The 25,522-nt window shown below is 33.7% G+C and carries 20 protein-coding genes; all 20 read right to left on the bottom strand.

Annotated features, from left to right (window positions below):
• Position 1: 1 nt before the first annotated feature.
• The 20 genes from QO263_RS04985 to QO263_RS04890 all read right to left on the bottom strand — a co-directional run bounded on the left by QO263_RS04985 (position 2) and on the right by QO263_RS04890 (position 25,391).
• Complete coding sequence (locus tag QO263_RS04985) at positions 2–1,183, bottom strand: sodium ion-translocating decarboxylase subunit beta (RefSeq protein ID WP_285627138.1); 1,182 nt, start codon at positions 1,181–1,183, stop codon at positions 2–4.
• Positions 1,184–1,216: 33 nt separating this feature from the next.
• Positions 1,217–1,603, bottom strand: coding sequence for a biotin/lipoyl-containing protein (locus tag QO263_RS04980; RefSeq protein WP_285627135.1), 387 nt, complete (start codon positions 1,601–1,603; stop codon positions 1,217–1,219).
• Positions 1,604–1,647: 44 nt separating this feature from the next.
• Entirely contained in the window at positions 1,648–2,022 is a 375-nt protein-coding gene (locus QO263_RS04975; protein ID WP_285627132.1) for an OadG family protein, read from the bottom strand.
• A gap of 13 nt (positions 2,023–2,035) precedes the next feature.
• A complete protein-coding gene (locus tag QO263_RS04970) occupies positions 2,036–3,583 on the bottom strand; it encodes an acyl-CoA carboxylase subunit beta (RefSeq protein ID WP_285627129.1) in 1,548 nt (515 codons plus the stop codon).
• Positions 3,584–3,650: 67 nt separating this feature from the next.
• Positions 3,651–4,052, bottom strand: coding sequence for a methylmalonyl-CoA epimerase (gene mce, locus QO263_RS04965; protein WP_285627126.1), 402 nt, complete (start codon positions 4,050–4,052; stop codon positions 3,651–3,653).
• Between the two features lie 22 nt (positions 4,053–4,074).
• Positions 4,075–5,025: a methylmalonyl Co-A mutase-associated GTPase MeaB gene (meaB, locus tag QO263_RS04960; RefSeq protein WP_285627123.1), complete on the bottom strand. Its 951-nt coding sequence runs from the start codon at positions 5,023–5,025 to the stop codon at positions 4,075–4,077.
• A 12-nt stretch (positions 5,026–5,037) separates the two neighbouring features.
• The gene (locus QO263_RS04955; protein ID WP_285627120.1) at positions 5,038–5,439 is read right to left on the bottom strand and encodes a cobalamin B12-binding domain-containing protein; all 402 of its coding nucleotides are present in this window, start codon (positions 5,437–5,439) and stop codon (positions 5,038–5,040) included.
• Between the two features lie 43 nt (positions 5,440–5,482).
• On the bottom strand, positions 5,483–7,162 hold the full coding sequence (locus QO263_RS04950) for an acyl-CoA mutase large subunit family protein (RefSeq protein WP_285627118.1): 1,680 nt from the start codon (positions 7,160–7,162) through the stop codon (positions 5,483–5,485).
• Positions 7,163–7,816: 654 nt separating this feature from the next.
• Positions 7,817–9,337, bottom strand: coding sequence for a succinyl-CoA:acetate CoA-transferase ScpC (gene scpC / locus QO263_RS04945; RefSeq protein WP_285627115.1), 1,521 nt, complete (start codon positions 9,335–9,337; stop codon positions 7,817–7,819).
• A 202-nt stretch (positions 9,338–9,539) separates the two neighbouring features.
• The gene (locus QO263_RS04940; RefSeq protein ID WP_285627112.1) at positions 9,540–10,658 is read right to left on the bottom strand and encodes an ATP-NAD kinase family protein; all 1,119 of its coding nucleotides are present in this window, start codon (positions 10,656–10,658) and stop codon (positions 9,540–9,542) included.
• A gap of 13 nt (positions 10,659–10,671) precedes the next feature.
• Positions 10,672–12,234 (bottom strand): aminomethyl-transferring glycine dehydrogenase subunit GcvPB, encoded by a 1,563-nt coding sequence (gene gcvPB, locus QO263_RS04935; protein WP_285627110.1) that lies wholly within the window; start codon positions 12,232–12,234, stop codon positions 10,672–10,674.
• A gap of 49 nt (positions 12,235–12,283) precedes the next feature.
• Entirely contained in the window at positions 12,284–13,675 is a 1,392-nt protein-coding gene (gene gcvPA / locus QO263_RS04930; RefSeq protein WP_285627108.1) for an aminomethyl-transferring glycine dehydrogenase subunit GcvPA, read from the bottom strand.
• Between the two features lie 95 nt (positions 13,676–13,770).
• Positions 13,771–14,787, bottom strand: coding sequence for a zinc-dependent alcohol dehydrogenase (locus QO263_RS04925; protein ID WP_285627105.1), 1,017 nt, complete (start codon positions 14,785–14,787; stop codon positions 13,771–13,773).
• Positions 14,788–14,810: 23 nt separating this feature from the next.
• The gene (locus tag QO263_RS04920) at positions 14,811–16,187 is read right to left on the bottom strand and encodes a YjiH family protein (protein ID WP_285627102.1); all 1,377 of its coding nucleotides are present in this window, start codon (positions 16,185–16,187) and stop codon (positions 14,811–14,813) included.
• A gap of 381 nt (positions 16,188–16,568) precedes the next feature.
• A complete protein-coding gene (locus QO263_RS04915; RefSeq protein ID WP_285627099.1) occupies positions 16,569–18,023 on the bottom strand; it encodes a sigma-54 interaction domain-containing protein in 1,455 nt (484 codons plus the stop codon).
• Between the two features lie 464 nt (positions 18,024–18,487).
• Positions 18,488–19,699: a DUF819 family protein gene (locus QO263_RS04910; RefSeq protein WP_285627096.1), complete on the bottom strand. Its 1,212-nt coding sequence runs from the start codon at positions 19,697–19,699 to the stop codon at positions 18,488–18,490.
• Between the two features lie 858 nt (positions 19,700–20,557).
• Positions 20,558–22,372 carry an ATP-dependent zinc metalloprotease FtsH gene (ftsH, locus tag QO263_RS04905; RefSeq protein WP_285627094.1) on the bottom strand — a complete coding sequence of 605 codons (1,815 nt, stop codon included), beginning with the start codon at positions 22,370–22,372 and terminating at the stop codon, positions 20,558–20,560.
• Between the two features lie 85 nt (positions 22,373–22,457).
• Complete coding sequence (gene hpt / locus QO263_RS04900) at positions 22,458–23,009, bottom strand: hypoxanthine phosphoribosyltransferase (protein WP_285627091.1); 552 nt, start codon at positions 23,007–23,009, stop codon at positions 22,458–22,460.
• A 22-nt stretch (positions 23,010–23,031) separates the two neighbouring features.
• Positions 23,032–24,417, bottom strand: coding sequence for a tRNA lysidine(34) synthetase TilS (tilS, locus tag QO263_RS04895; protein ID WP_285627087.1), 1,386 nt, complete (start codon positions 24,415–24,417; stop codon positions 23,032–23,034).
• Between the two features lie 50 nt (positions 24,418–24,467).
• Positions 24,468–25,391 (bottom strand): protein kinase domain-containing protein, encoded by a 924-nt coding sequence (locus QO263_RS04890; RefSeq protein ID WP_285627084.1) that lies wholly within the window; start codon positions 25,389–25,391, stop codon positions 24,468–24,470.
• Between the last annotated feature and the right edge of the window lie 131 nt (positions 25,392–25,522).

The raw sequence follows: 25,522 nt of genomic DNA, 5'->3' as shown, positions 1-25,522 counted from the left end.
TTTAGCCACCGAAAAACATCAAAAGTGCTCCTGCTGCTACTGCTGACCCTATTACTCCTGCTACGTTTGGTCCCATTGCATGCATTAGTAGGAAGTTTGATGGGTTTTCTTCTTGTCCTACTTTTTGTGCTACTCTGGCTGCCATTGGTACTGCTGATACTCCTGCTGCTCCTATTAGTGGGTTTACTTTTCCTCCTGTTAGCTTGTACATTATCTTTCCAAATATTACTCCTGCTGCTGTTCCTATTGAGAATGCTATTAGTCCTAGTGCTATTATTTTTAATGTTCCTAAGTTCCAGAATGCTTCTGCTGTTGCTGTTGCTCCTACTGTTATTCCTAGGAATATTACTATTATGTTCATTAATTCGTTTTGGGCTGTTTTTGATAGTCTTTCTACTACTCCACTTTCTCTTATTAGGTTTCCTAGCATTAGAAAGCCTACTAGTGCTGCTGCTGATGGTAGTAGTAGTGATACTAGCATTGTTACTACTATTGGGAATAGTATTCTTTCTGTTTTTGATACTGGTCTTAGTTGTTCCATCTTAACTTGTCTTTCTTTTTTGGTTGTTAATGCTCTCATTATTGGTGGTTGTATTATTGGTACTAATGCCATATATGAGTATGCTGCTACGGCTATTGGTCCTAGTAAGTGTGGTGCTAGCTTACTTGTTAGATATAATGCTGTTGGTCCGTCTGCTCCTCCTATTATTCCTATGGAGGCTGCTTCTGGTCCTGTGAAGCCTAGTACTATTGCTCCTACGAATGTGAAGAATATTCCAAATTGTGCTGCTGCTCCTAATAGTATGCTTCTTGGGTTTGCTATTAGTGGGCCGAAGTCTGTCATTGCTCCTACTCCTAAGAATATTAGTGGTGGATATATTCCTAGCTTTACTCCTTGGTATAAGTAGTATAGTAGTCCTCCTACTTGCTTAGTTTGTGAAACTAATTCTCCTGTATTTGGATCTCTTATTATCTCTACTATTGGTCCATCTGTAAGTCCACCTAGTGGTAAGTTTGCTAGTAGCATTCCGAATGCTATTGGCAATAGTAGTAGTGGCTCAAATCCTTTTCTAATCGCTAGGTAAATTAATACTAACGAAATTGTAAGCATTATTAGATGACCTGGTGTCAAAGCGGCGAAGCCTGTGCTTGCCCAGAAACCTTTCAACATTTCTAAAAACATCTAAAAAACCTCTCTTTCGGACATGTTTTTTGCTTATTCTAATGAAACTAGCGGATCTCCTACGTTAACTGATGATCCTTTTGATGTGTTTACTGCTGTAACTTTTCCATCTCTAGGTGCCATTATTTCGTTTTCCATTTTCATTGCTTCTAGTATTAGTAGTACTTGTCCTTTTTTAACTGTGTCTCCTTGATTAACTTTTATGTCTAGTATTGTTCCTGGCATTGGTGCTTCTACTACTTCTGCTCCTTGTGGTACTGCTTGTGCTGGTTTTGTTTCTGCTTTTGGTTGTGGTGCTGCTTGTGGTACTGGTTGTGCTGCTGGTGCTGGGCTTGGTGTTGTTTGTTGTACTTGTCCGCCTATTTCTTCTACTTCTACTTCGTAGCTTTTTCCGTTCACATTTACTATAAATTTCTTCATTATAATGCCTCCTTATATCTCTTAATAATTTGTTTTGTATATAATTATTTATTTATCATTTCTTGTCTTGATACACTGCCCCATACTGGTGTGGTCTGAGGTACTCTTACTATGTTTCTAACTACTATGCTATTTGCTGGTCTTGATAGCATGGCTGCTATACTTGCTGTTATTACTGCTACTAGTTCTAAATCATCTTCTTGGTTTGTTGTTTTCTCTACTACAGGGCTAACTACTTGTTTGTTTGCTTCTCTTGCAGGTTCTGCTACATTTCTATTTTTTTTTTCTAAGCTATGTGCAAGTACTCTGAATCCATCTATTGTATATGATAATGCTATTAAAGCAGCAAATACTAATAGCATACTAAATGCTGTTATGACTAATGAGTCATTTAATGTTATTATCTCTGGAAAAACCATTCATATCACCTCTTTATAAAGGCATATTGCCGTGTTTTTTTGATGGTAAGCTTTGACGCTTGCTTGCTAGCATATCAAATGCGCTTATTATTCTCTGTCTTGTTGTTTGTGGCTCTATTACGTCGTCTACGTATCCTCTTGCTGCTGCTATATATGGGTTGGATACTGTGTCTCTATATTCTTTTATCTTTTCTGCTCTCATTGCTGCTGGGTCTTTTGCTTTTTCTATATCGTTTTTAAATATTATATTTGCTGCTCCTTCTGGCCCCATTACTGCTATTTCTGCTGTTGGCCATGCTAATACCATATCTGCATTTAGGTGTCTTGAGCACATTGCTATATATGCTCCGCCATATGCTTTTCTTGTTATTACTGTTACTTTTGGTACTGTTGCTTCGCTGTATGCATATAACATTTTTGCTCCGTGTCTGATTATTCCTCCGTATTCTTGGTCTGTTCCTGGTAAAAATCCTGGTACGTCTACTAGTGTTAGTAATGGTATGTTAAATGCATCACATGTTCTTATGAATCTTGCTGCTTTGTCTGATGCGTTTATATCTAAGCAGCCTGCTAATACTTTTGGTTGGCTTGCTATTACTCCTATTGACTTTCCATTTAGTCTTATATATCCTGTTAATATGTTTTGTGCATAGTATGGTTGTACTTCAAGGAAGTTTCCATTGTCTGCTAATGATGCTATTATTTCTTTCATATCATATGGTTTGTTTGGATTGTCTGGTATTATGTCATTTAGCTTTTCTTCTAATCTATTTAGGTCATCTCCTGTATCAAATGCTGGAGCATCTTCTAGGTTGTTTGATGGTAAGTAGCTTAAAAGTAGTTTGACTCTTTCTATTGTTTCTTGTTCTGTCCTATCTATAAAATGTGCTACTCCGCTTGTGCTATTGTGTGTCATTGCTCCACCTAGTTCTTCTTGTGTTACGTTTTCTCCTGTTACTGTTTTTATTACTTGTGGTCCTGTTATGAACATCATGCTTGTTTTGTCTGTCATGAATATGAAGTCTGTTAGGGCTGGTGAGTATACTGCTCCTCCTGCACATGGTCCCATGATTACTGATATTTGTGGGATTACTCCTGATGCTATTGTATTTCTGTAGAATATGTTTCCGTAGCCTGCTAGTGCGTCTACTCCTTCTTGTATTCTTGCTCCTCCTGAATCGTTAAATCCTATTAATGGTGCTCCCATTTTTAATGCCATGTCTTGTACTTTACAAATCTTAGCTGCGTGCATTTCTCCTAGTGAACCACCTATTACTGTAAAGTCCTGAGCATATGCATATGCTAGTCTTCCATTTACTGTTCCGTAGCCTGATACTACTCCTTCTCCTGGTGCCTTTGTCTTTTCCATACCAAAGTTTGTACATCTGTGTTCTACAAACGCATCTATTTCTATGAAGCTTCCTTCATCGAATAATAGATTTAATCTTTCTCTTGCTGTTAATTTACCTTTTTCGTGTTGCTTTTCAATTCTGTCTTTACCGCCTCCTTCAGCTATTTTTTCTTTAGCTAAACGTAGCTGGTCTAACTTGATGGTTGACATTTAAAGACCCTCCTTACCCTGATTGACTGTGCAATCGTATTTTAGATATATTTTAATATTAATTAAATTAATCCCTTTGACAAAGCTCTATTAGTACACCATTTGTACTTTTGGGATGTAGAAAAGCTATCTTAGCTCCCCCAGCTCCATACCTAGGTTTTTCATCTATTAGTCTTATACCTTTTAGTCTCATTTCTTCTAATTCTTTTTCTATGTCATCTACTCTATATGCAATATGTTGTATTCCTTCGCCTTTTTTTTCTATAAATTTTGCAATAGGTCCCTCCTTATCAGTTGACTCTAATAATTCTATTTCTGTATCTCCTATTGGAAGAAATGCAACCTTTACTTTTTGCTCCTCCACTACTTCTATTCCTTGAAGCTTCATACCTAATACTTCCTCATAAAACTTTAAAGCTTCATCAAGATTACTAACTGCTATACCTATATGATCTACCTTTTTTACCATCTCTTCCCCTCCTAAATATTTTCTATACATTTTTTGAAAATAATTTCATTATGGATTCAGAGGCACTAAAAGGATCTGTTTTTCTATCTACTACTTCTGAGGTTGCTTTTTCTAAGGCTCGGTCTGTTTGAGATTTTTGTAGAACTATCCTCATAATCTCTGTTTCAATTAGCTTTATAATTTCCATTCTAATGTTATCTTCTCTTCTATTCTTAAGTTCTCCTGAGTCTATTAAATACTCCATATGATTCATTATCTCATCAAGCAAGCCATCTATTCCTTTGTTTAAACTAGCTACAACTTGTACTATAGGAGGCCTTCTATCCTTTCGAGGCCCCATATCAAGCATTGCTTTTACTTCGGCAGCTGTTCTAGCTGCTCCGTCTAAATCGCTTTTATTTATTGCAAATATATCTCCGATTTCCATTACTCCAGCTTTTATTGCCTGAATATCATCTCCAAGGCCTGGCACCATAACCATAACAACAGTATCTGCATTTTTCACTATATCTATCTCAGATTGACCTACCCCTACTGTTTCTATAATTATGTAATCAGCTCCATATACATCTAGTATCTTCACTGCACTTTGGGTAGCCTTTGATAATCCACCTAAATATCCCCTAGTACCCATGCTCCTAATAAATACACCTGGGTCTGTAGCCAAATCCTGCATTCTTATCCTATCACCAAGTATAGCTCCACCAGTAAATGGACTTGTAGGGTCTATAGCTATTATTCCAACAGTTTTGCCCTTGTTTCTAAGCTCTTTTGCAAGCTTATCAGTGAGGGTACTTTTGCCCCCGCCAGGGGGGCCTGTTATACCTATTACATGAGCTTTACCTGTATACTTATATATATTTTTAATTATATTTTTCGCTTCTTCTTCATTATTTTCTACTATAGAGATTAGACGAGCACAGGTTCTCTTGTCTCCATTTAGAAGCTTATCTATATATTCCAATATTAACACCGCCTGAATATGCTATTGTCTGTTAACATTTTCATTTATATAATCAACAACTGCTGTTGTAGGTGTTCCCGGAGTAAATATTTCCTTTATTCCCGCTTCTTTAAGACCTGGAATATCTTCATCTGGTATTACTCCTCCTCCTAGAACAAGCATGTCATCTGCATCTTCTTGTTTTAGTAGTTCTACCACTCTAGGAAGTAAGTAGTTGTGAGCCCCTGACAATATACTCATAGCCACTACATCTACGTCCTCTTGTATGGCAGCTGATACTATTTGCTCAGGTGTCTGTCTAAGTCCTGTATATATGACTTCCATACCCGCATCTCTTAAGGCTCTGGCAATTACTTTTGCTCCTCTATCATGTCCATCAAGTCCTGGTTTTGCTATTAAAACTCTAATTGGTCTACTATTCACTTAGTATTCCTCCCTTTACACCAATTCTATAATTTTAAGTTTTTTATATAATCACAGATTGTTGATATTCGCCGAAAACTTCTCTCATTACTCCACAAATTTCTCCTAAAGTTGCATATGTTTTGACCGCCTCAAGAATATGTGGCATTACATTTTCATCGCTTTCACAAGCGCTTCTTAATGCCTCAAGCTTTTCTTTTACTAGCTCATTGTTTCTTCTTGTTTTTAAGTCAGAAATTTTATGCTTCTGAAGATTTCCCACAGCAGGGTCAACTTTTAGAAGTCCTTTAGGAGATTCTTCTTCTACTTGGAATTTATTCATACCTACTACTATTCTAGCACCTGTTTCTACTTCTCTTTGATATTTATATGCTGCATCCATTATTTGCTGTTGAATATATCCCATGTCTATGGCTCTTGGTGCTCCACCAAGCTCATCAATCTTATTTATATATTCCATTGCCTTGTCTTCTATTTCTTTAGTCTTAGCTTCTATATAGTATGAGCCTGCAAGTGGGTCAACTGTATCTGTTACTCCACTTTCATAGCCTACTATTTGCTGTGTTCTAAGAGCTATTCTAACTGAATCCTCAGTTGGAAGAGCAAGTGCCTCATCTCGTGAATTAGTGTGAAGGGACTGTGTACCACCAAGCACCGCAGCTAAGGTTTGTATAGCAACACGTACTATATTATTGTCAGGCTGCTGTGCAGTTAGTGTAGAGCCTCCAGTTTGAGTGTGGAATTTTAGCATCATTGATTTTGGTTTTTTTGCTCCAAATCTTTCCTTCATTATTCTAGCCCATAATCTTCTAGCTGCTCTGTATTTTGAAACTTCTTCTAACAAGTCATTGTGAGCATTAAAGAAGAATGACAATCTAGGCGCAAAATCATCTACATCAAGTCCAGCTTTTATTGCTGACTCTACGTATGCAATACCATCAGCAAGTGTAAAACCTACTTCTTGAGCAGCTGTACAGCCTGCTTCTCTAATGTGGTATCCTGAAATACTTATTGTATTCCATTTTGGTACATACTTTGAGCAATACTCAAATATATTTGTAATTAGCCTCATGGATGGTTCAACTGGGAAAATATATGTTCCACGAGCTATATATTCTTTTAATATATCATTTTGGATAGTACCTCTTAATTTATCAGGTGTAACACCTTGCTTTTCAGCTACTGCCATATACATGGCAAGCAGAACTGAAGCTGGTGCATTTATTGTCATAGAAGTACTTACTTTATCAAGTGGAATACCCTCAAAAAGTGTTTCCATATCTTCCAAGGAGTCTATGGCTACTCCAACTTTCCCAACTTCACCCTCCGCTAACGGATGATCTGAATCATAGCCAATTTGTGTAGGCAAATCAAAGGCCACACTTAATCCTGTCTGTCCTTGTTCCAGTAAGTATTTATATCTATTATTTGATTCCTCCGCAGTAGCAAATCCAGCGTACATTCTCATAGTCCAAAGCTTTCCTCTATACATGGTAGGCTGAACGCCTCTAGTAAAAGGATATTCTCCTGGGTATCCTAAATCCTTATTATAATCCAGCCATTCAATGTCCTCTGGAGTATAAAGTGGATTTACTACTTCACCTGAAACTGTTGTAAATTCTTCTTTTCTTTCAGGAAATTTAGCAAGTGTTTTCTTTAGTTGAGTTTCTTCCCATTCATTTCTTGATTGTTTAATTTGGTTTAAGCTCTCATTATCAAACATTTTTGACCCCCTCATCTTAATAGATTCAAGTAGCTTTTCGAACGTTTAGTCATAAATATTACTCAATTCCGTCACATTCCGAATAGTCTAGAAAATGTTGCGATACATGAAAGCGTTTACTTATTTTGGGTCAAAGTAGATTTGTATAGAATATTTATAAACGCCTTTAATTTACATGTATGCATCCAATTATAGACTATTACATGTAACAGCTTTTTGCAATATTTTTTTCATAATGTTAATTATTATGAAGTAAATATTTCATTATAAAGATTATTCTATATTAATATTCTTTACCTGACATATTATTTCAAATTCTACTAGACTTATTGTTTTTTTACGATTTGTATTACATATATTTTCATTGCCCGGGAAATATCGCTTTTATTATACAAAATTTGATTTTTTGTATATGTCAATATATCACAAATATACGGGTTCTATATCCTTCTTTTACCTCAATATCCTAAGAACAGCATTTTTATAGTTCTATATGCTGTCTATACATATATTTTATATTGATAAGCAATAGGATTTGTAAACAAAAATCTAGCTAATTCTACTATACTAGTCATAATTATTTAACAAATCAAAAAGTAAATCTTAAAATATATCAACTTTATCACGCTAACAATTTTATGATTATCTATAGACCTATATTACTTTTCTCTTTGATTTTATTTTCATCGTACCTATTTCCGAAAATCTTTTATGCCATGACAATGCTTCTCCAATTAAGAGTGGTATATGCCTATATTTACTTTCTACTAGGGCCTTACTATAATAGTCCTTTAGCATGTTCTTATATTCTCCGGAAGCACAATTTTCTATAATAGTTTTTGCTCTCTCTTTCGGACTTAATCCTCTTAAATCTGCAACTCCTTGTTCAGTTACTATTACTTGAACATCGTGCTCTGTGTGATCACAATGAGATACCATTGGTACTATACAAGATATATCTCCATTTTTTGCCGTCGTTTGTGTCACAAATATTGATATATATGAATTTCTGGCAAAGTCTCCTGAACCTCCTATTCCATTCATAATCCTACTTCCCATTATGTTGCTGGAATTTACATTCCCATACAGGTCCACTTCTATTGCGGTATTTATACCAATTACCCCCAATCGTCTAATGACTTCAGGATTGTTACTTATTTCTTGTGGTCTCAATACTATCTTGCCTCTATACTTTTCTATGTTTTTATAAAAATCATTTAATCTATCCTTTGATAATGTAAGTGAAGTAGCTGAAGCCACAGTGACCTTGCCACAGTCAATTAGGTCAAGAACAGAATCCTGCAGCACTTCTGAATATACTGTCAAATCTTCGTATTTAGAATTTACTAATCCAGCTAAAACTGCATTGGCAACACTACCTACTCCTGATTGCAACGGAAGAAGGTTTTCAGGCAGTCTATTATGTTTTACTTCATTATCTAAGAAGTCTATTAGATTCATTGCCATTCTTTTTGAAACATCGTCAATTGATGCCAATTCTTTATCAGCATCTTTTATATCTGTAACTACAATGCCAGCTATTCTATCAGGATCACAGGGTATATAACTAGTCCCAATCCTGTCGCCAGTTTTAAGAATAGGAATTGACTTCCTAAATGGTGGATTAACAGGACTATAGATATCATGCAATCCTTCTAGCTCTAAAGGCTGACTAGTATTCAATTCTACTATTACCTTATGAGCCTTCTCAACATAAACATTGGAATTACCTATAGATGTTGATGGTACTATTCCTCCATCCTCTGTTATAGCTATAGCCTCAATTAAAGCTATATCCACATCTCCAAAAAATCCATATTTCACCCATTGAGGGAAATTGCTCAGATGCATATCACTATATTCTATCTCTCTATTATTTATACTATTTCTTAAAGAAGAATTAGTCTGATACGGATATCTCCTTTTTATTACCCCTGCCCTACATAAGACACCATCTAGCTCATCTCCCACGGATGCTCCTGTCATCAATGTAATCTCTATTTTATCCCCATGTTCAGCCCTCTTTGCCAAAGCTAAAGGTACTGCCTTTGGATACCCAGCAGGAGTAAATCCGCTTGTCCCAACTCTCATCCCAGTTTTAAATAGCAGAGCTGCTTCATCTGCTGTAATTATTTTATCTCTAAGCTCTTTACATCTTATTCTTTCTTCCAGCACTGTTCTTACACCTCCAAACTAATAGTTATCGAATAAACAGGATCTTATTGAGTAAATGCTTTAACTTAAGCTGATGATCCTATACTGACAGTTCTAACTCAGATTGTTTTTTAAAAGAGAGTATTAGAACTATTAGCCATTAGAAAATAGGGAACCTCTGTATGAACAGAGGCTCTCAAATCATCTATTATTACACAGTATACTAACAACCACATTTATACACATAAGTTTCGTCGTAGCCAACTATTACCTTAAAATAACCTTTTAGCATTCTATCAGTTTCCTCATCTCCAGTATCAACTAATAAGGGTCTACCTTTTAAATCAATGATTTTACTTGGAGTTGAAATAACTGTTATGTTTTCTCTTCCTGCTGCATTTATTATTTTGGGACTTAGCTGCTGGTTACCTCTTCCAAATATATAGCCTTGGCCTCCTATAGGCGATATCACTATTTTAAATTTTTTATCCTTCGTTATCTTCAATGCGTCTTCTTCGTTCGCATCGTTTAATATTAACTGCTTGTTTTTTAAAATATCTACTCCGAGCAATGTGCATGGCAGATTCATTCGTTCTAGTATTTTTCTTGTAGTTGTCCCAGAGCCTATGAGATAAATATAATCCTTTTCCATGCTGTCAATAACATAATCCGCTATACCTTCTAAGCAGATATTGTCGCTGTATATTCCACCAGCCTTTAGAGATTGGACATACTCCTTTTCATAAGGAACTTTCATATATCCATATAATTTGGCTACTACCTTTCCTTCTCTGAAGCGTTCCTCATCTATATCCATAACTTCTGATTCTCTTAGCTCAATGCTCTTGCTTTTCAAAAAATTCTCAACAACTTTTCCAGCATTTAATGGGTTCGTAGCAAATACAGCTGAATGTATTTTAACCCCAGCAGGTATCCCTATTACAGGTATTTTATCTCCTATTGAGTTATAAACATTTCTAGCTGTTCCATCTCCTCCTGCAAATAGGAGCAAGTCCACTTTACTTTCTACCATTTTTAAAGCAGCTTCTTCTGTGTCTTTATAGGTGGTTATTTTACCATCAATGTCTCCTATAACTGTTGGGATAATCCCTGAGTCAATACATTCTTCTTCACCCATATCCCCAGGATAGGTTATTATCTCTATCTCAGGGGCATTTTTTTTAATATAATCTAAAGCCTTATTCACTTTTCTTGGTGCTTCTCTTTTAGCCCCAAGAAATAGTGCTTTCTTTAAGGTATCTTCTCCGTCTGTTCCCTTTAAGCCTACTCTTCCACCCATTCCTGCAATTGGATTTACGATAAGACCAAGTCTTTTTATCATGTATTCACCTCAGTTATTTTGATGCTCTTTTTCTTTTATAAGCTCTCCAGGTTACAATTAAATCCTTAGGATCTGTTATTGCTTCTTTAGATATTAATGATATTGGAGTATTATGTGGAGCAGTTTTTACTAGCTCTGGATTTTCATAAGCTTCTTCTGAGATTTTTTTAAATATATTTGCATATTCATCAATTTCCATTTTTGAATAGGTTTCGTTTGGTTCTGGAGTAAATGGTTCTGGTATTATCCATGGATGGTGGCTTTGGAAATATCCCTGCAAGCCATAGTCACTACATCTTCTATCTACGTCATCAGTTCCTACACCTGTATCTTCTTTTAATTTTTCCCAGCTGTATCGCACTTGCTCCATTCTAAACTGTCCTTCGACCCACGGTGCAGATATACCCTTAACCTCAGAAAGAAGTCTCTTCATCAAATAATTATTGTTTAGTATAGATAACTCAGATACTTCCTTTAATCCATCAGCACCAATAGCCATTATCCAGGAATATGCCCTTAGAACTGCAGCTATTACTCCGTAAAATTTTCTTATTTTACCGATGCTATCTGGCCTATCATAGTCTAAATAGTACTTCTTGCCATTTAATTTAACTACTGGCACTGGTAAATATTTAGCTAAGAAATCTTTTACTCCCTGAGCTCCACAGCATGGTCCCATTGAGCCATGAGGTGATGAGAAGGCTTTGTGCAAGTTATAATGACACATATCATAGCCTACTTCTTTTGATCTTGAGATCCCAAACAATCCATTAGCATCTGCTATATCTGCAATACATAGTCCTCCTGCTTCATGTACTATATCAACCATTTCCTTAACATGAGGATTAAATATGCCTGTATCTTCTGGATTTGTTAAGAACATTCCAGCAGTTCTTTCTGATACAACTGCTTTTAGAGCCTCTATGCTTGGATATCCAGTTTTTTCATCTGGCATTAAAGTAATTACTTTAAAACCTTTTGTATGTGGAGAAGCTGCATTTACAGGATGAGATAATATGGTAGTTATTATTTCATTTCTCTGCTCTCCTTCTCCCCTATCAGTATGATATGCCTTTAATATTGAAGCATTTGAAAATACTGCTTGAGCTCCACCACCTGGCTGGAATGTAAAAGCGTCCATACCAGAGATAGCCTTTAAAAACTCTTCCATCTTGTATATTATTTCAAGAGTTCCTTGTGTAGTCTTTTCATCTTGTAGTGGATGAAGCTCTGAAAATTTAGGATTTCTCACAAATTGCTCATTTATTTTTGGACTATATTTCATAGTACAAGTCCCTAAACCTATGTCAATATTAAGCTCTTGACCTAATGTTTCTTGTGATAATCTTAAAAAATGCCTAAGAACTTGTGGCTGTGCTAGTTCTGGTAATGCAGGCTTTCTGCCTCTCTTAATACTTTTTGGTACTATTTTTTCTATATCTCCAGCTTTGTTCTTGATTTCATTATCTGCTTCTGGAAATAATATTCCCCTTTGTCCAGAAGTACTTAATTCAAATATAATAGGCTCATCCCATTTTGCTTGATGGAAATCTCTGACTTCTACATCTTTACTCATCTACACCATTCCTTTCTTTGATGTATTCATATTTAATTAATAAAGATTTTCATTTTAATATATCTGATAATTCTTTAACTAATCTGTCTATATCAGATTTCTTAGTAAGTTCAGTAACACAGTATAGTGCACTGTTTCCTAATTCTTTAAACTCTTTAGATATGTTCTTTCCACCAAAGATGCCTTTTTTTAATAACTCTTTATTTATCTTTTCTACAGATTTATTTGATTCATCAAAGTTTAGGATAAATTCTTTAAAGCTCGTACTGCCGTTAAACACCACTTTGACACCTTTTACTTCTGATAATACTTTTGATGCATATTTAGCTTTATACATAATGTTTTTCCCTAATTCATACATGCCTTCTGGTCCCATTAGAGATAGATATACTGCAGCAGTTATTGCCCATAGACCAGTATTTGTTCCTAAATACTCTACAGCTTTTTCTCTAACACCATAGCTAGTCCTCTGATTTAATGAACGGGAAAATCCAAATTCTCCTCTATCATTTTCATATAAGCTATAAAAATGGTTAGGAAAATTCATTATAAACTTAGGATCATCCTTACTCGCTATATATCCCGATTGTCCACTGCCGTATCCCATGTGCATACCTAGACATTGTATGTCTCCACAGGTTACATCTGCTCCATAGTTTACTGGCGCTTCTAATATACCTAGAGATGAAGGGTCCGCAGATACTACAAATACTGCACCATTTTCATGGGCAATCCTTCCTATTTCTTCACCATGTTCTTCAATAAAGCCTAAATATGATGGATTTTCAATAAATACTCCTGCTGTATTATCTGAAATTTTATTCTTCAAGTCATTTAAATCCATTTGTCCTGTCTTTGGATTATAGTCAACTTCTGTTATAGTCATAAAATCGCAGAAATTTCTCAACTGTAATAGAATCTCTGGGTTCATTGTTTTAGGCACTAGCAGCTCTTTTCTGCCAGTTATACGATTTGTCATACGTAGTGATGTACAGGTAGCTTGTCCGCCATCATATGTTGCTAAGCCAACTACATCCATATCAACTAGCTCACCCATTAAGCTTGTAAATTCAAATATAGCCTGACATTTACCATGGTCAGCATAGGTTTCACCACAGTATGCTGTCAAAAATTCGCTTCTTGAATTTATTTCATCACATATTACAGGCACATAGTGTCTGTAGCAGCCTGCTCCTAGAAAGCTTATGTTCTCACTACAGGATGTGTTCTTTGATAATATACCTTCAACATGTTCTTTTAATTCAATTTCAGAAAGTAATGGTTCTGGTAGATTCATTTTTTCTGGTGCTCTTAAATGCTTTGGTATATACGAATATAGTTCTTCAATACTTTTTATTCCTAACTCGTCCATCATTTCTTTTTTTATGTGTTCTACACTATTAGGCATATAAGGATAGACTATGTTTTTCTTATTATTCATATTAACCCTCCTCACTTTTGACTATGCTCTGGTTGGTTTTAGGAAGAACATCTTTTTTGAGATGCTCTTCCTTTTTATTGCTGCTTTATTTATCTCTATGGATGCAGTATTATCTTTATTGCTTTTCGTTGATCTATTACTTCCAATGCCTTGTCCATATCTTTCAAATCAAATGTATGAGAAATCATAGGCTCTATTTTAACTTTTCCTGATTCAACTAAATCAATACATTCCTTATAGTCTGTCCAAGAATAACATATGCTACCCTTTATTTGAATTTCACGTCTAACTATTTGTGCTATATTTGCTGTAGCTGGTGCATGGAATATACCAATCATAATTACTGTTCCATGTTTTCTTACTGAACTAAGGGCCATCTCAAACACACTTGGATGACCAGTAGCTTCAATTACTACATCTGCCATTCTTCCATCAGTAAGCTTATTGATATTTGCTAACAAGTTTTCATCTGAAATAATTGTTTCATCTGCACCAAGTTTTTTTGCTAATTTTAATCTTTCTTCATCACCTTTTATTCCTACAGTTATAATCTTCTTTGCTCCTTCAGCTCTTGCAATTTGAGTAGCATACAAGCCTATTGGACCAGGTCCAAAAACAACTACTATATCTTCACTGCCTATAGAAGCTTTTTTGACAGGGTGATAAGCTGAAGCAATTGGGTCTATAGAAGCCCCTTGCTCATATGTCATATTTTCTGGTAGCTTGTGAACAACCTTCTCTGGTACTTTTACATACTCAGCAAAGGCTCCGTCAACATGAATACCTGTTTCTATAATATTGTCACATAGTGTTTCCATTCCGTTTCTACAGTAATAGCAATGTCCACAGCCAATAACAATTGCTGGAGTAACTCTATCGCCAACTTTAAAGCCCTTAACCTTGCTTCCTACTTCAACTATGTCTCCTGCGAATTCATGACCTGGAATTAGCGGTATAGGTACTTCCCTAATTCCTTTTAGGATTGGTACATCTGTTCCGCAGATACCAACAGCCTTCACCCTAATCAATACCTCATCATCCTTGATTTTAGGAATTTCTACCTCTTTAAAAACATAACCTGGACCTTTTTTGTCTTTAACAATTGCTAACATTGTAAAACCTCCTTTTATATAAGTTAAAATACAAGATGCATAGCTATTGCTACTAAAGGTATGGCTATTAAAGTCCTCTCTAGCCATATTACAATTAGCTCCCAAAATTTCACTGGCAACCCAAAGCTAATAAGTGGAAGCATAGTTTCTGTAATATATAGCACTTGTACCATGGAAACCATAACTACAAAATATCTAACAGCTTCATTAGCAGTCCCAGCTGTTACTGCTATTGATGGCATAAATAATTCGATCCCACCTAAAAATATTGATTCTGCAGCTAATGCTGCTTCTGGAACTCCTACTAAAGAGATAAGCGGTATTAAAGGTCTGCTTGCAATCTGTATTATTGGAGTAAAATTATATACCGCTAACATTAGTCCGCCTATTACAACCATCATAGGTATTATTTCAACAACAACCATAAATCCATTAAATGCACCAAATATCAAGTCCTTTACTACGTTATCTGATGTATCAGCCTTTTCGATAGCTTTTACGAATCCTCTTCTAAATTGACCTTTTGTAAATTTTTTATTTTCTCTTCTCATTTCTTCTGTCTGTATGGCACCGTTTTCATAAGTGTCAGAATGTCTACAAATAGGTGGTATTCTAACAATTATTGCTGCAATTATATATGCAATTAGTAAATATATTAAAAACATGCTGTTAAATCTTGCACTTAAACCAACATAACTTACTAAAAATGCACAATATCCAACTGAGTTTAAGCTAAATCCAGATGCAATACTTAAAGCTTCTTTATCTGTATATTGATTGTCATGATAAAGTGATGTTGTTAAAAAAATTCCTACTACTGCTGCCCCTACTATTGAAGCTAAAGAGTCTATTGCTGCTTTACCAGGTAACTTTAGAACTGGTCTCATAATAGGCTCAAGCATTACTCCAGCTAGTTCTAGTATTCCATAGGAAGTCAGTAAAGGAAGAACTAGTCCACCAACTGTTAAACATCCGATGGTAAATGGAAATATCTCTCTTATCATATAAGGTACTGTTGTCTCATGATAAAGAAAAGGTATTCCTTTCTGTGTAAGAGCCATAATAACAAAAACAAATGCTAGGAAGTAATTTAAACCCTTTATTTTTGAATTATTAGCAAATTTTTTATTAAAGTAACTGCCTTCTCTTGCTAACGTTTTCCCGTAAATATAGCCAAATAAGTTAAATGCAACTATACCAATGATGACATATGGTACTTTATCTCCTAAGGGATTTATTACTAATGTTTTTTGCAGTATTTCAAAAGGCATTTTTCCATTGAATGCCGGAACGAAGAAAATAAATATACCTATCGCTGATCCTATTAAGAATACTAAAAAGTTTCTCATGAATGAATGTTTCAGATTCAGCGAGGACCCAACATTATTATTACATTCCATGTAAATTCTCCCCCTTTTTATATAGATTGATAATAAATAATGTCCTCTATTCAGCTACTATCCGTAATGACCTTTAGCATAATTATTTAAGTTACGCAAAACATCATCCTCCCCTCTTTATTTGATGCCGACAGCTTGATTAACATTAGTTAGTTTTAAGTATCTCCGCTACTATTTCATGTCCCTAATTTATAAAGCAATTACTATGCCAATATAAAAAGGTGGATAAAGCTAGATTATAAGATGAACTTTAAGAAAAAAATACAGTAATTTGATTTGTTAATGAATCAAATTACTGTATTTTTTTCTTATAAGCTATATTTAGACATTATAGCCTAATTATTTTTATTCAAAAATGTATCTTAACGTTTCAGAAATGTATCACTTAGCTTTAATATTATATCTTTTAGCTTTTCTCACTACTGTTGGTTGGCTAACACCTAAAGCTTCAGCAGCTTTCCTAGTACTCCCATGACTTCTTAGGGCCTTATATATAAGCTGTTTTTCTAAATCTGATACAGCCTCTTCCAATGTGATATTGTCTTCTAGGATATAATTGTTAATTAAATTGTTATTGCCAAGTATGTTATTAATATATGTTTCATCAATTACTTCTGTCGGACATATTAATACTATTCTCTCTATTAAATTTTTTAGCTGTCTTACGTTACCTGGCCAATAATATGACTTCAATATTTCATATGCCTTATAATTTAAGCTTTTATTCTTCTTATATTTTAAATTAAATTCTTCTAAAAAGTGAAAAGCAAAAAATATTATATCCTCATTTCTTTCTCTAAGTGATGGTACTCTTATTGGAATAACATTTAATCTATAATATAAATCCTCTCTAAATTTACCTTTATCCACTAGATCTTTTAAATCTTTATTTGTAGCTGCAATAATCCTAACATCTATCTCCTTTGGAGTAGTCCCTCCAAGCCTCAGTGTTTGTTTTTCCTGTAAAACTCTTAATAATTTTGTCTGCGATGCTAAAGAAATTTCACCGATTTCATCTAATAGAATAGTTCCTTCTTCTGCCAATTCAAATAAGCCAGGCTTTCCAGTATTCATTGCTCCAGTAAATGCTCCTTTTTCGTAGCCAAATAATTCTGATTCAAATAATGTATCTGGGATTGAAGCACAATTAACCTTAATAAATGGTCCGCTCTTTCTTAAACTTCTTTTATGAATCTCCTTAGCTATTACCTCTTTACCTACTCCTGTTTCTCCCAATATCAGTACCGTTGTATCCACTTCTGATATTCTATCTATGGTCTCATAAACTAACTTCATCGATTTACTATTTCCTATAATATTATCTCTATTTATGTTTTCTTTTCTTAGTTCGTTTATTTCACAGGAATATTTGCTATTTAATTCTTCTGTCATTTCAAGCTTAGCCTGAAGGTCATGAAGCTCTGTCATATATCTTAAATTTGTTATAATTAGTAGGATATTTCCTTCCTTGTCATAAACTGGACTGCTAGTTACTAAGCATCTTCTACCACCCTCAAAATTATCAATAATAGACATAGGTTTATTTTCTCTCAATACTTTTAGGCTCGCCGAATCATCAAAATACCCTAACATTATTAAGTCCACCATATGTTTTCCTATAAGCTGTTCTCTTTTAAGACCACTAATTCTTTCATAGGCTTCATTGACAAAAAGTGTATAGCCATTTTTATCTGTTATATATATTCCGTCTTGCATTGAATTAAGCATAGATTTTGCTATATCATTCAAATATTTATCCTTGTCATTGTCTTTCTGTCCTTGATTATTTTTATCTAAAATACTCCTAACTGAGCTCTCAATATTTTGTGTATTCATCAAACTGTTCCCCCTCATTATTATATCTATATAATCAGGATAATAATATTAGAATACATTTAAGCCCTATATCAGTTGGTTCTATTTGTAAGAAACATCAATCAAGTGCACAATAATATACTATAATTTAATTGTTTTTTCTAATTTCTTTAATTTTAAATATTATCTTTGTTCTCATTAAAAGTTCCATATTAGTTTTTTACGTCTTTAATATCCATAATTTTCAAAATATTCTAACTAAATCCACGTCTTATTGTCTCTAACTATAATCAGCATTAGCTTTCAAATACTCTATCTCATAAACATTACATTTATCTAGGCATCTCCAAACGCATCAAAAATCATTATCATTACATTCTTTTTATATATTTTATCATATTAATAATTAATTATAAATTAAATAAAAATATAACAATGATTAAGGAGGGATTAGACCCTCCTTAATCATTGAAAATAGGTTTATGTTACCACCCTTTTATTATATTCCCCACTAATACTCCATAGTAATTACCAATGACATATCCTAAGGTACCGCATAGTATTGTTGGAATTATTAATTTATCCCACCCCTTTGCAATAGCCATTGCAGCAGATGTTGTAGGTCCTCCTACATTTGCATTGGCAGCTAGCATCATTTCTTCCAAGTTAAACTTCAAAAGCTTTCCAAATAATAAGGTTACAACTAAATTTGTAAAAACAATTATTGCACAGAATACTAAAAGTATAGGTGATTTTGTTACTATAAGGCTAATTGAAGCTGGAACACCTATTACTGCAAAGAATATATGAATTAAGAATGTGCCAATTTCTTGAGCACCGCCGATTTTACCAAAGAAACCAGAAAACTTTGTAGCCAATAACATTGTAATAGTTGTGATAATCATATACTTATTGCCTAAAAGTCCATTTAATAGATCCAAACCTAAGTTTCCTGTAGGTATTACTTTTGAGAAGAAATCTGCTATAGCAGATGAAACTGCTACGATTACGAATGAAATAGCAATAATAGATGCAATATTCAAAAGGGATACATTCTTTGGGGACCAGAATTGTGCTGCACGAGTCTTGCCTTCTTCTGATACTCCTTCTTTTTCAATTTGATCTATTATTGGATGAGGGTATTTCTTTAAGAAGAAATTCATTGTTGGAATTGCTATTAAAACAAAGAAATATAATGCCATTAATAAGTTATCTGCAACAACAGAAGCAGTAACTATGTCTCCAGTAGCACCAAAAGCATCAGCCATTGCTACAAGGTTTACACTTCCACCAGTATATGTTCCTGTCATCATTGCAGCAGGTTTGTATATTTCAGGAATAACGTTTTTTAAAAGACTTGAAGCAATAAAAGCTCCAGCAATAGTTCCTAGTCCGCTTAATAGATAAATTACAAGTAGCCTTCCACTTTCTCTCCATATCTTTTTGACATTAGCATTGAAAAGTAGCATTGGAATTGCCAAAGGTACTACATAACTCCATACATTATCATAAGTCGGAGCATCAACAGGTATCACTCTTAAATTAGATAATATCATTGCAAATATAAGTGCTAAAACACATCCAGTAACTTTACCTGCCCATTTGTATTTTTGCTCTAACCAAATGCTAATTGCTGCTATTGCTGTTAAAACTGCCCAAAGTGCCCATATATTATCTGCACTAATTAAAGTTATCATAAATTTTCCTCCCTTAAAGTTTGGTATTAAAAATAACTCATATAACTAATAGATTAAGTGTTGCTTTTTCAATAAAAGTGCTCTGAATAATGTCTAATGTAATTAGGGATAACGTTTTCCAGACATCGTTAGTAGCTTATTTATAATTTTAAGCTGATTTTCTCATTAGTAAATGATCTAATCTTTGGTTATTGTTGCTAGTTTTAATAATATACTTATTACTGCCTTTTATTCTTACATCCCCTTCCTATTTGTTTTTGTTTAATAAGCTGATTGTTAAATACATATAGACTTTGAAATAATGATTTTGGATTCCAAATTTCTTTTATGGATAAGTATAATGCATTAACCATGCCATAGCTTAAAATGCTGGTACAACTGTTAAACCCAACCAACAAAATAAAGCAGTCCATTATCTCGATACAAAAAAGTATCAAAATAATAGAACTGCTTTAAAATTTTACATATAAGGATGAAATAAGTCATTTTTCATCACGATACATAAATGTATCAAATTGAGATACGTTTATGTATCATACAAATGTTTTAATAACGATTTTTATAGTATTGAATGTTAAAGTTAAAACAAAAAATATTACCTTCGATTATATCAAATATATGAATTGCAATAATTATATTTCAAAGTATTTCACCCCAAAAGCCGGATGCAATATTAAATCAATGATATTATTGCAATTCATGAATCAAGGAAATATTTTGCTTGTAAAATTATTTTTTCAAAATATATATTAATTTTCTAAGAAGTCTTTGATAGAGAGATAATTAAAAATATATAATAAGGTAGGTACTCTATAGAGCACCTACCTTGTGATTTACAAAGAACCTTTTAATATTAATTTATGCAACTTCAAATAATGCTTCAAATTCTTTTGCATCTAATGTTTCTTTTTCAAGTAATGCTTCTGCTACTTTATGAAGCTTATCTATATTTTCTTTTAAAATAGTCTCTGCATCGCTATAAGCTTTGTCTATTATTCTTCTCATTTCTTTGTCTATAGCTGCTGCAACTTCTTCACTATAATTTCTGCTCCTTGCTAGGTCTCTGCCTATAAATACTTCATCATCATCAGAACCATATGTCATAGGCCCAAGATTTTCACTCATTCCATAATGAGTAACCATATTCCTAGCTATCTTTGTTGCTCTTTCAAGGTCATTTTGAGCACCAGTACTTATATCTTCCAGTACAAGATGTTCTGCCACTCTTCCACCTAGCATATGAACAAGCATTATTTCCATCTCTTTCTTAGTTGCATAGTTTCTGTCTTCCTCGGGAAGATACATAGTAAATCCTCCTGCTCTCCCTCTTGGAATTATAGTGACCATATGAACTGGATCTGAGCCTGGAATAAGTCTTGCAGCTACTGCATGGCCTGCCTCATGATATGCAGTAAGCTTTCTTTCTTTTTCACTAATAACTCTGCTCTTTTTCTCTGGTCCTGCCACTACCTTTGTTGATGCCTCTTCAATAATAGACATAGGTATTTTAGTAAGATTTTGTCTAGCTGTAAGCAGTGCGGCCTCATTTACTAGATTCTCTAAATCAGCTGGTGTAAAGCCTGGCGTTCTTCTTGCTACAACCTTTAAATCTACATCGTCTGCTAGCGGTTTTCCTCTTGTATGAATCTTAAGAATTTCTTCTCTTCCTTTTATATCAGGAAGTCCAACATACACCTGTCTGTCAAATCTACCTGGTCTGAGTAATGCAGGGTCTAATATGTCAGGCCTATTTGTAGCTGCTATTATGATTATGCCTTCATTCTCTCCAAAGCCATCCATCTCTACTAATAGCTGATTTAAGGTCTGCTCCCTTTCATCATGTCCTCCACCAAGACCTGCTCCTCTTCTTCTACCTACTGCATCTATCTCGTCTATAAAAACTATACAAGGTGAGTTTTTCTTAGCTTGCTCGAATAAATCTCTTACTCTAGAAGCTCCTACACCTACAAACATTTCAACAAAGTCAGAGCCGCTTATACTGAAGAAAGGGACTCCTGCCTCTCCTGCCACAGCCTTTGTCAAATAAGTTTTTCCTGTACCTGGAGGCCCTACCATTAGCACTCCTTTAGGAATTCTAGCACCTAATTCAATATATTTTCTTGGGCTTTTAAGGAAATCAACTATTTCCTTAAGCTCTTCTTTTTCCTCTTGTAAGCCTGCTACATCAGCAAAAGTAATCTTCTTGCCCTCATCCTTGTGCATTTTAGCTCTACTTTTGCCAAATGACATTACACGGTTCCCACCGCCTTGTGATTGCTGCATAAACACAAACCAGAATACAACAAATACAAGAATCATAAAAATAGTAGGAAGAGCTGATAGAAAAAATGGAGTTTGTGGTTGAGGTTCTCCAGCCACACTCTTGATTCTACCTTCCTCTATCGGTTTTCTTAGATAATCTATATAGAAACTATCTGAACTAGTAGGTAAGGTTAGAGTAAAGGTTGTATTATCCCTAAGCCTACCCTTTACAGTATCTTCATTTTTAACTATTACTATGCTTTCAACATTATCTTTGTTGATTTCTTCAATAAGCGTGGTATAGTCCATTTGCTTTGTTTCTTCAACATTTTTCGTAAGCAGCTGAACTGCAAATACTAGTATAATGAATATAAGCAAATAGAAGCTTATACCTCGGAAATATCTTTTCAAAAATAGTCCTCCCTTCAGACTGAGTTGTTAATACTATCATTATATTCTAACATAGCAATTATAAAAAGACAATAATGGTCAAACTTTATTTTTTTAGTATATGGCTGTATGCTTCTTCCTTTAATATACATATGTCTGAAAGGTTTCTATATCCTTCTGCAAAATCTATTCCATAACCAACTACAAATTCATCAGGTATATCAAAACCTTTATAAGCTAATTCTACATTAACCAGTCTTCTTTCTGGTTTATCAAGAAGAGTGCATATCTTTACACTAGCAGCTCCTCTAGATCTTAAATTGTTAACAAGATAGTTTAGAGTCAACCCAGTATCAATTATATCTTCCACTAATAATATATCTTTACCCTCTATACTTCCTTCTAAATCTTTAAGAATTCTTACTACACCAGAAGATTCTGTAGAATGTCCATAGCTGGAAACTGCCATAAAGTCTATAGTAAGTGGAATTTCTATGTTCTTCGCAAGATCTCCTAAAAACATAAATGCACCTTTTAGTACACCAACAAGCATCAGCTCTTTGCCTTGATAATCCTTTGTAATTTTCTCCCCCATTTCTTTAACTTTCTTTTGAATATCCTCGTATGAAACTAGTACTTCCTTTACGCTGTTTTTCATCAAATATCCTCCTCTAACTATCTTAATGTTTTTTATATTCTAATATTAAAACTTTTGAAGTATGGCAACTGACCTTATACTCTTCGCTTATTCTATATCCTACTACCCAAATTATCCCTTTATTATCTTCGATAATTGGTATAAGATTTCTTTCATCTCTAGGCACTTTTTCATCTATAAAAAAATCCTTAAGCTTTTTAGAACCCTCCATCCCTAGTGGAGTAAATCTATCTCCATCTTTTCTATTTCTTATGTACAGTTTACCCCTTATTTTATCATAATCAAAGTACTTTATGAACCTATTAATTTGTTTAATATCCACTTCAGATATGGATACTACCTTAGAAGTAATATCAGAGCCTAATTCATATATGTGTATAGTCTCTCCCACGGGTAGAAAGTACTTAAAAAAATCTATATTATTTTTATTATCTTTCTTAATTATCATATTTCCATAACTTGTTTTAATGACAATATTATTAGTTATATTTATACTTTTTCCTGTTATGTTTTCCTCTATTAAACTTATAATATTGTTAATATGCTTTTCTTCAATACCTTTTAAACTTCCATTTATCTTTTCAATACTTTTCCTAATAACTCTTGATTTAATAGAATAATGCTCATTTTTTAGCTTATCTATATATAATACTATACTATTTGGAGACTCATCTACAACTATATTTTTATATTTTTCTTCTACAATTCCTAGTATGAATTCACTATCCATTTGCATTAATTTAGAGGTTCTATTTAATGTATCAATAATGTTTTTGTTATAGTGCTTTACAATATAAGGAATAACCTCCAACCTTGTTCTGTTTCTGCCATATATAGGCTCAAGGTTTGTCCTATCAATTCTAACAGCTATATTATTGTCTCTGCAATATTTTTCTATCTCCTCTCTGCTTATATCTAAGAGAGGTCTTATGATATTCATATTTTTATGTTCCATTCCTCTTAAACCTTCTAAGCCTGTTCCTCTAAAGAATCTCATCAATAATGTTTCTGCCTGATCATTTTTATTATGGGCTACAGCAATTTTCCCCCCACCAATGCCATCTAATATCTTGTTAAAAAAACCATATCTTATAGCTCTTCCCGCTTCTTCTGAAGTAATCTTATTTTCTCTAGCATATTCATCCATATTTACTTTTGTTGAGTAAAAGGGAAGTGAAAATTTAAGACAGATATTCCTTACAAATTCTTCATCTGCATCTGCTTCTTCATTTCTAATGCCATGATTTATATGGGCAACATAAATATTGAATCCCAGCTCATCCTTTAAGTCTTTTAAAATATATAATAAGGCCATGGAATCAGGACCACCAGAAACACCGATTACTATTCTATCATTTTTTGCTATTAAACTATACTCTTTTATTGAATTAACAACTTTTTCCTTCATAAGCAATATCACCTATATTCTTTTTATTAAAACATCCATAGTTAAACTCATTACCCGCTAAAAAGGTAGGTATTTACCCCAATAATCATTACAATTAAAAAAAATCCTATACTAAATATAAAAAAAGCATCTATAATTCCCATTTTTCTATTAGCTTTTGTTTTGGAGTTTAGTTTACCCATAACCATTAAAGATGAATTACAATCCTTAAAAAGTTTTTTTAGTTCTTCTCTGAAAGCTTTTATATGGTTAATTTCTCCTTTAAGTGCCTTTATTAAACATTTTTTTAATCTATTGTCTATGGCAAGCAGCTTTATATTTGATATTACCTGCTCTAAATTATGTACTAATGGATTAAATTCTCTTTTTAGCAGCATGGATGTAATTATCATTGCTACACTAAAATTCAAATTAGTTACATAATCATAGTTTCTATCTGCTCCCCAGAAAAATGTACTGTAGGTTGGAGTGAATTCCTTGACTCCTTGTCCAACTTCAATTACGCCGCCAAAGTCAATAAAGTTAACTTTTTTAAGTCTCTTATCTATCATAATATTATCTGGCTTCATATCTGCATATACATATCCCATTTTATAAATTTTTTCAAGAATATTCAATAAAATAATTCCAATTCCTATTATATCTTTTACTTTTATTTTTCCATGCTTTATTATTTCTTTAATATTGTACCCTTCTATATAGTCCATAATAAAAAAATAATATGTATTCTTATTTTTTTTATAATCATCAATCTCATATGCATTTGGAATATTCTTAAGCTGTTTTAGCTTAGTAAGCATATTAAATTCTCTAGTTATAGAATTAATATCCTCGCTAATTTTTAGAGCTCTAATATTTCCCCTAATGTCTTTTACCTTATATACTGCCCCTATACCACCTTCACCTAGCTTAGATAATACTGTATATTTATTACTATTCCATTTTCCAGTAACAATCTCTGTTAGCTGAAGCATTTCTATATCCCCCTTAACCCTAATCATTGTGAAAAAATTGAGACCCTTCGTTACACTCATGATGATAGAATATTATCATCATGAGTGTAATCCGAAGGGTACTCCTGACTATTGTCCATACAAATAAATAT

The organism is Proteiniborus sp. MB09-C3, assembly GCF_030263895.1.
Classification (GTDB): Bacteria; Bacillota; Clostridia; order Tissierellales; family Proteiniboraceae; genus Proteiniborus.
This window is presented reverse-complemented; position numbering and strand designations above follow the sequence as displayed.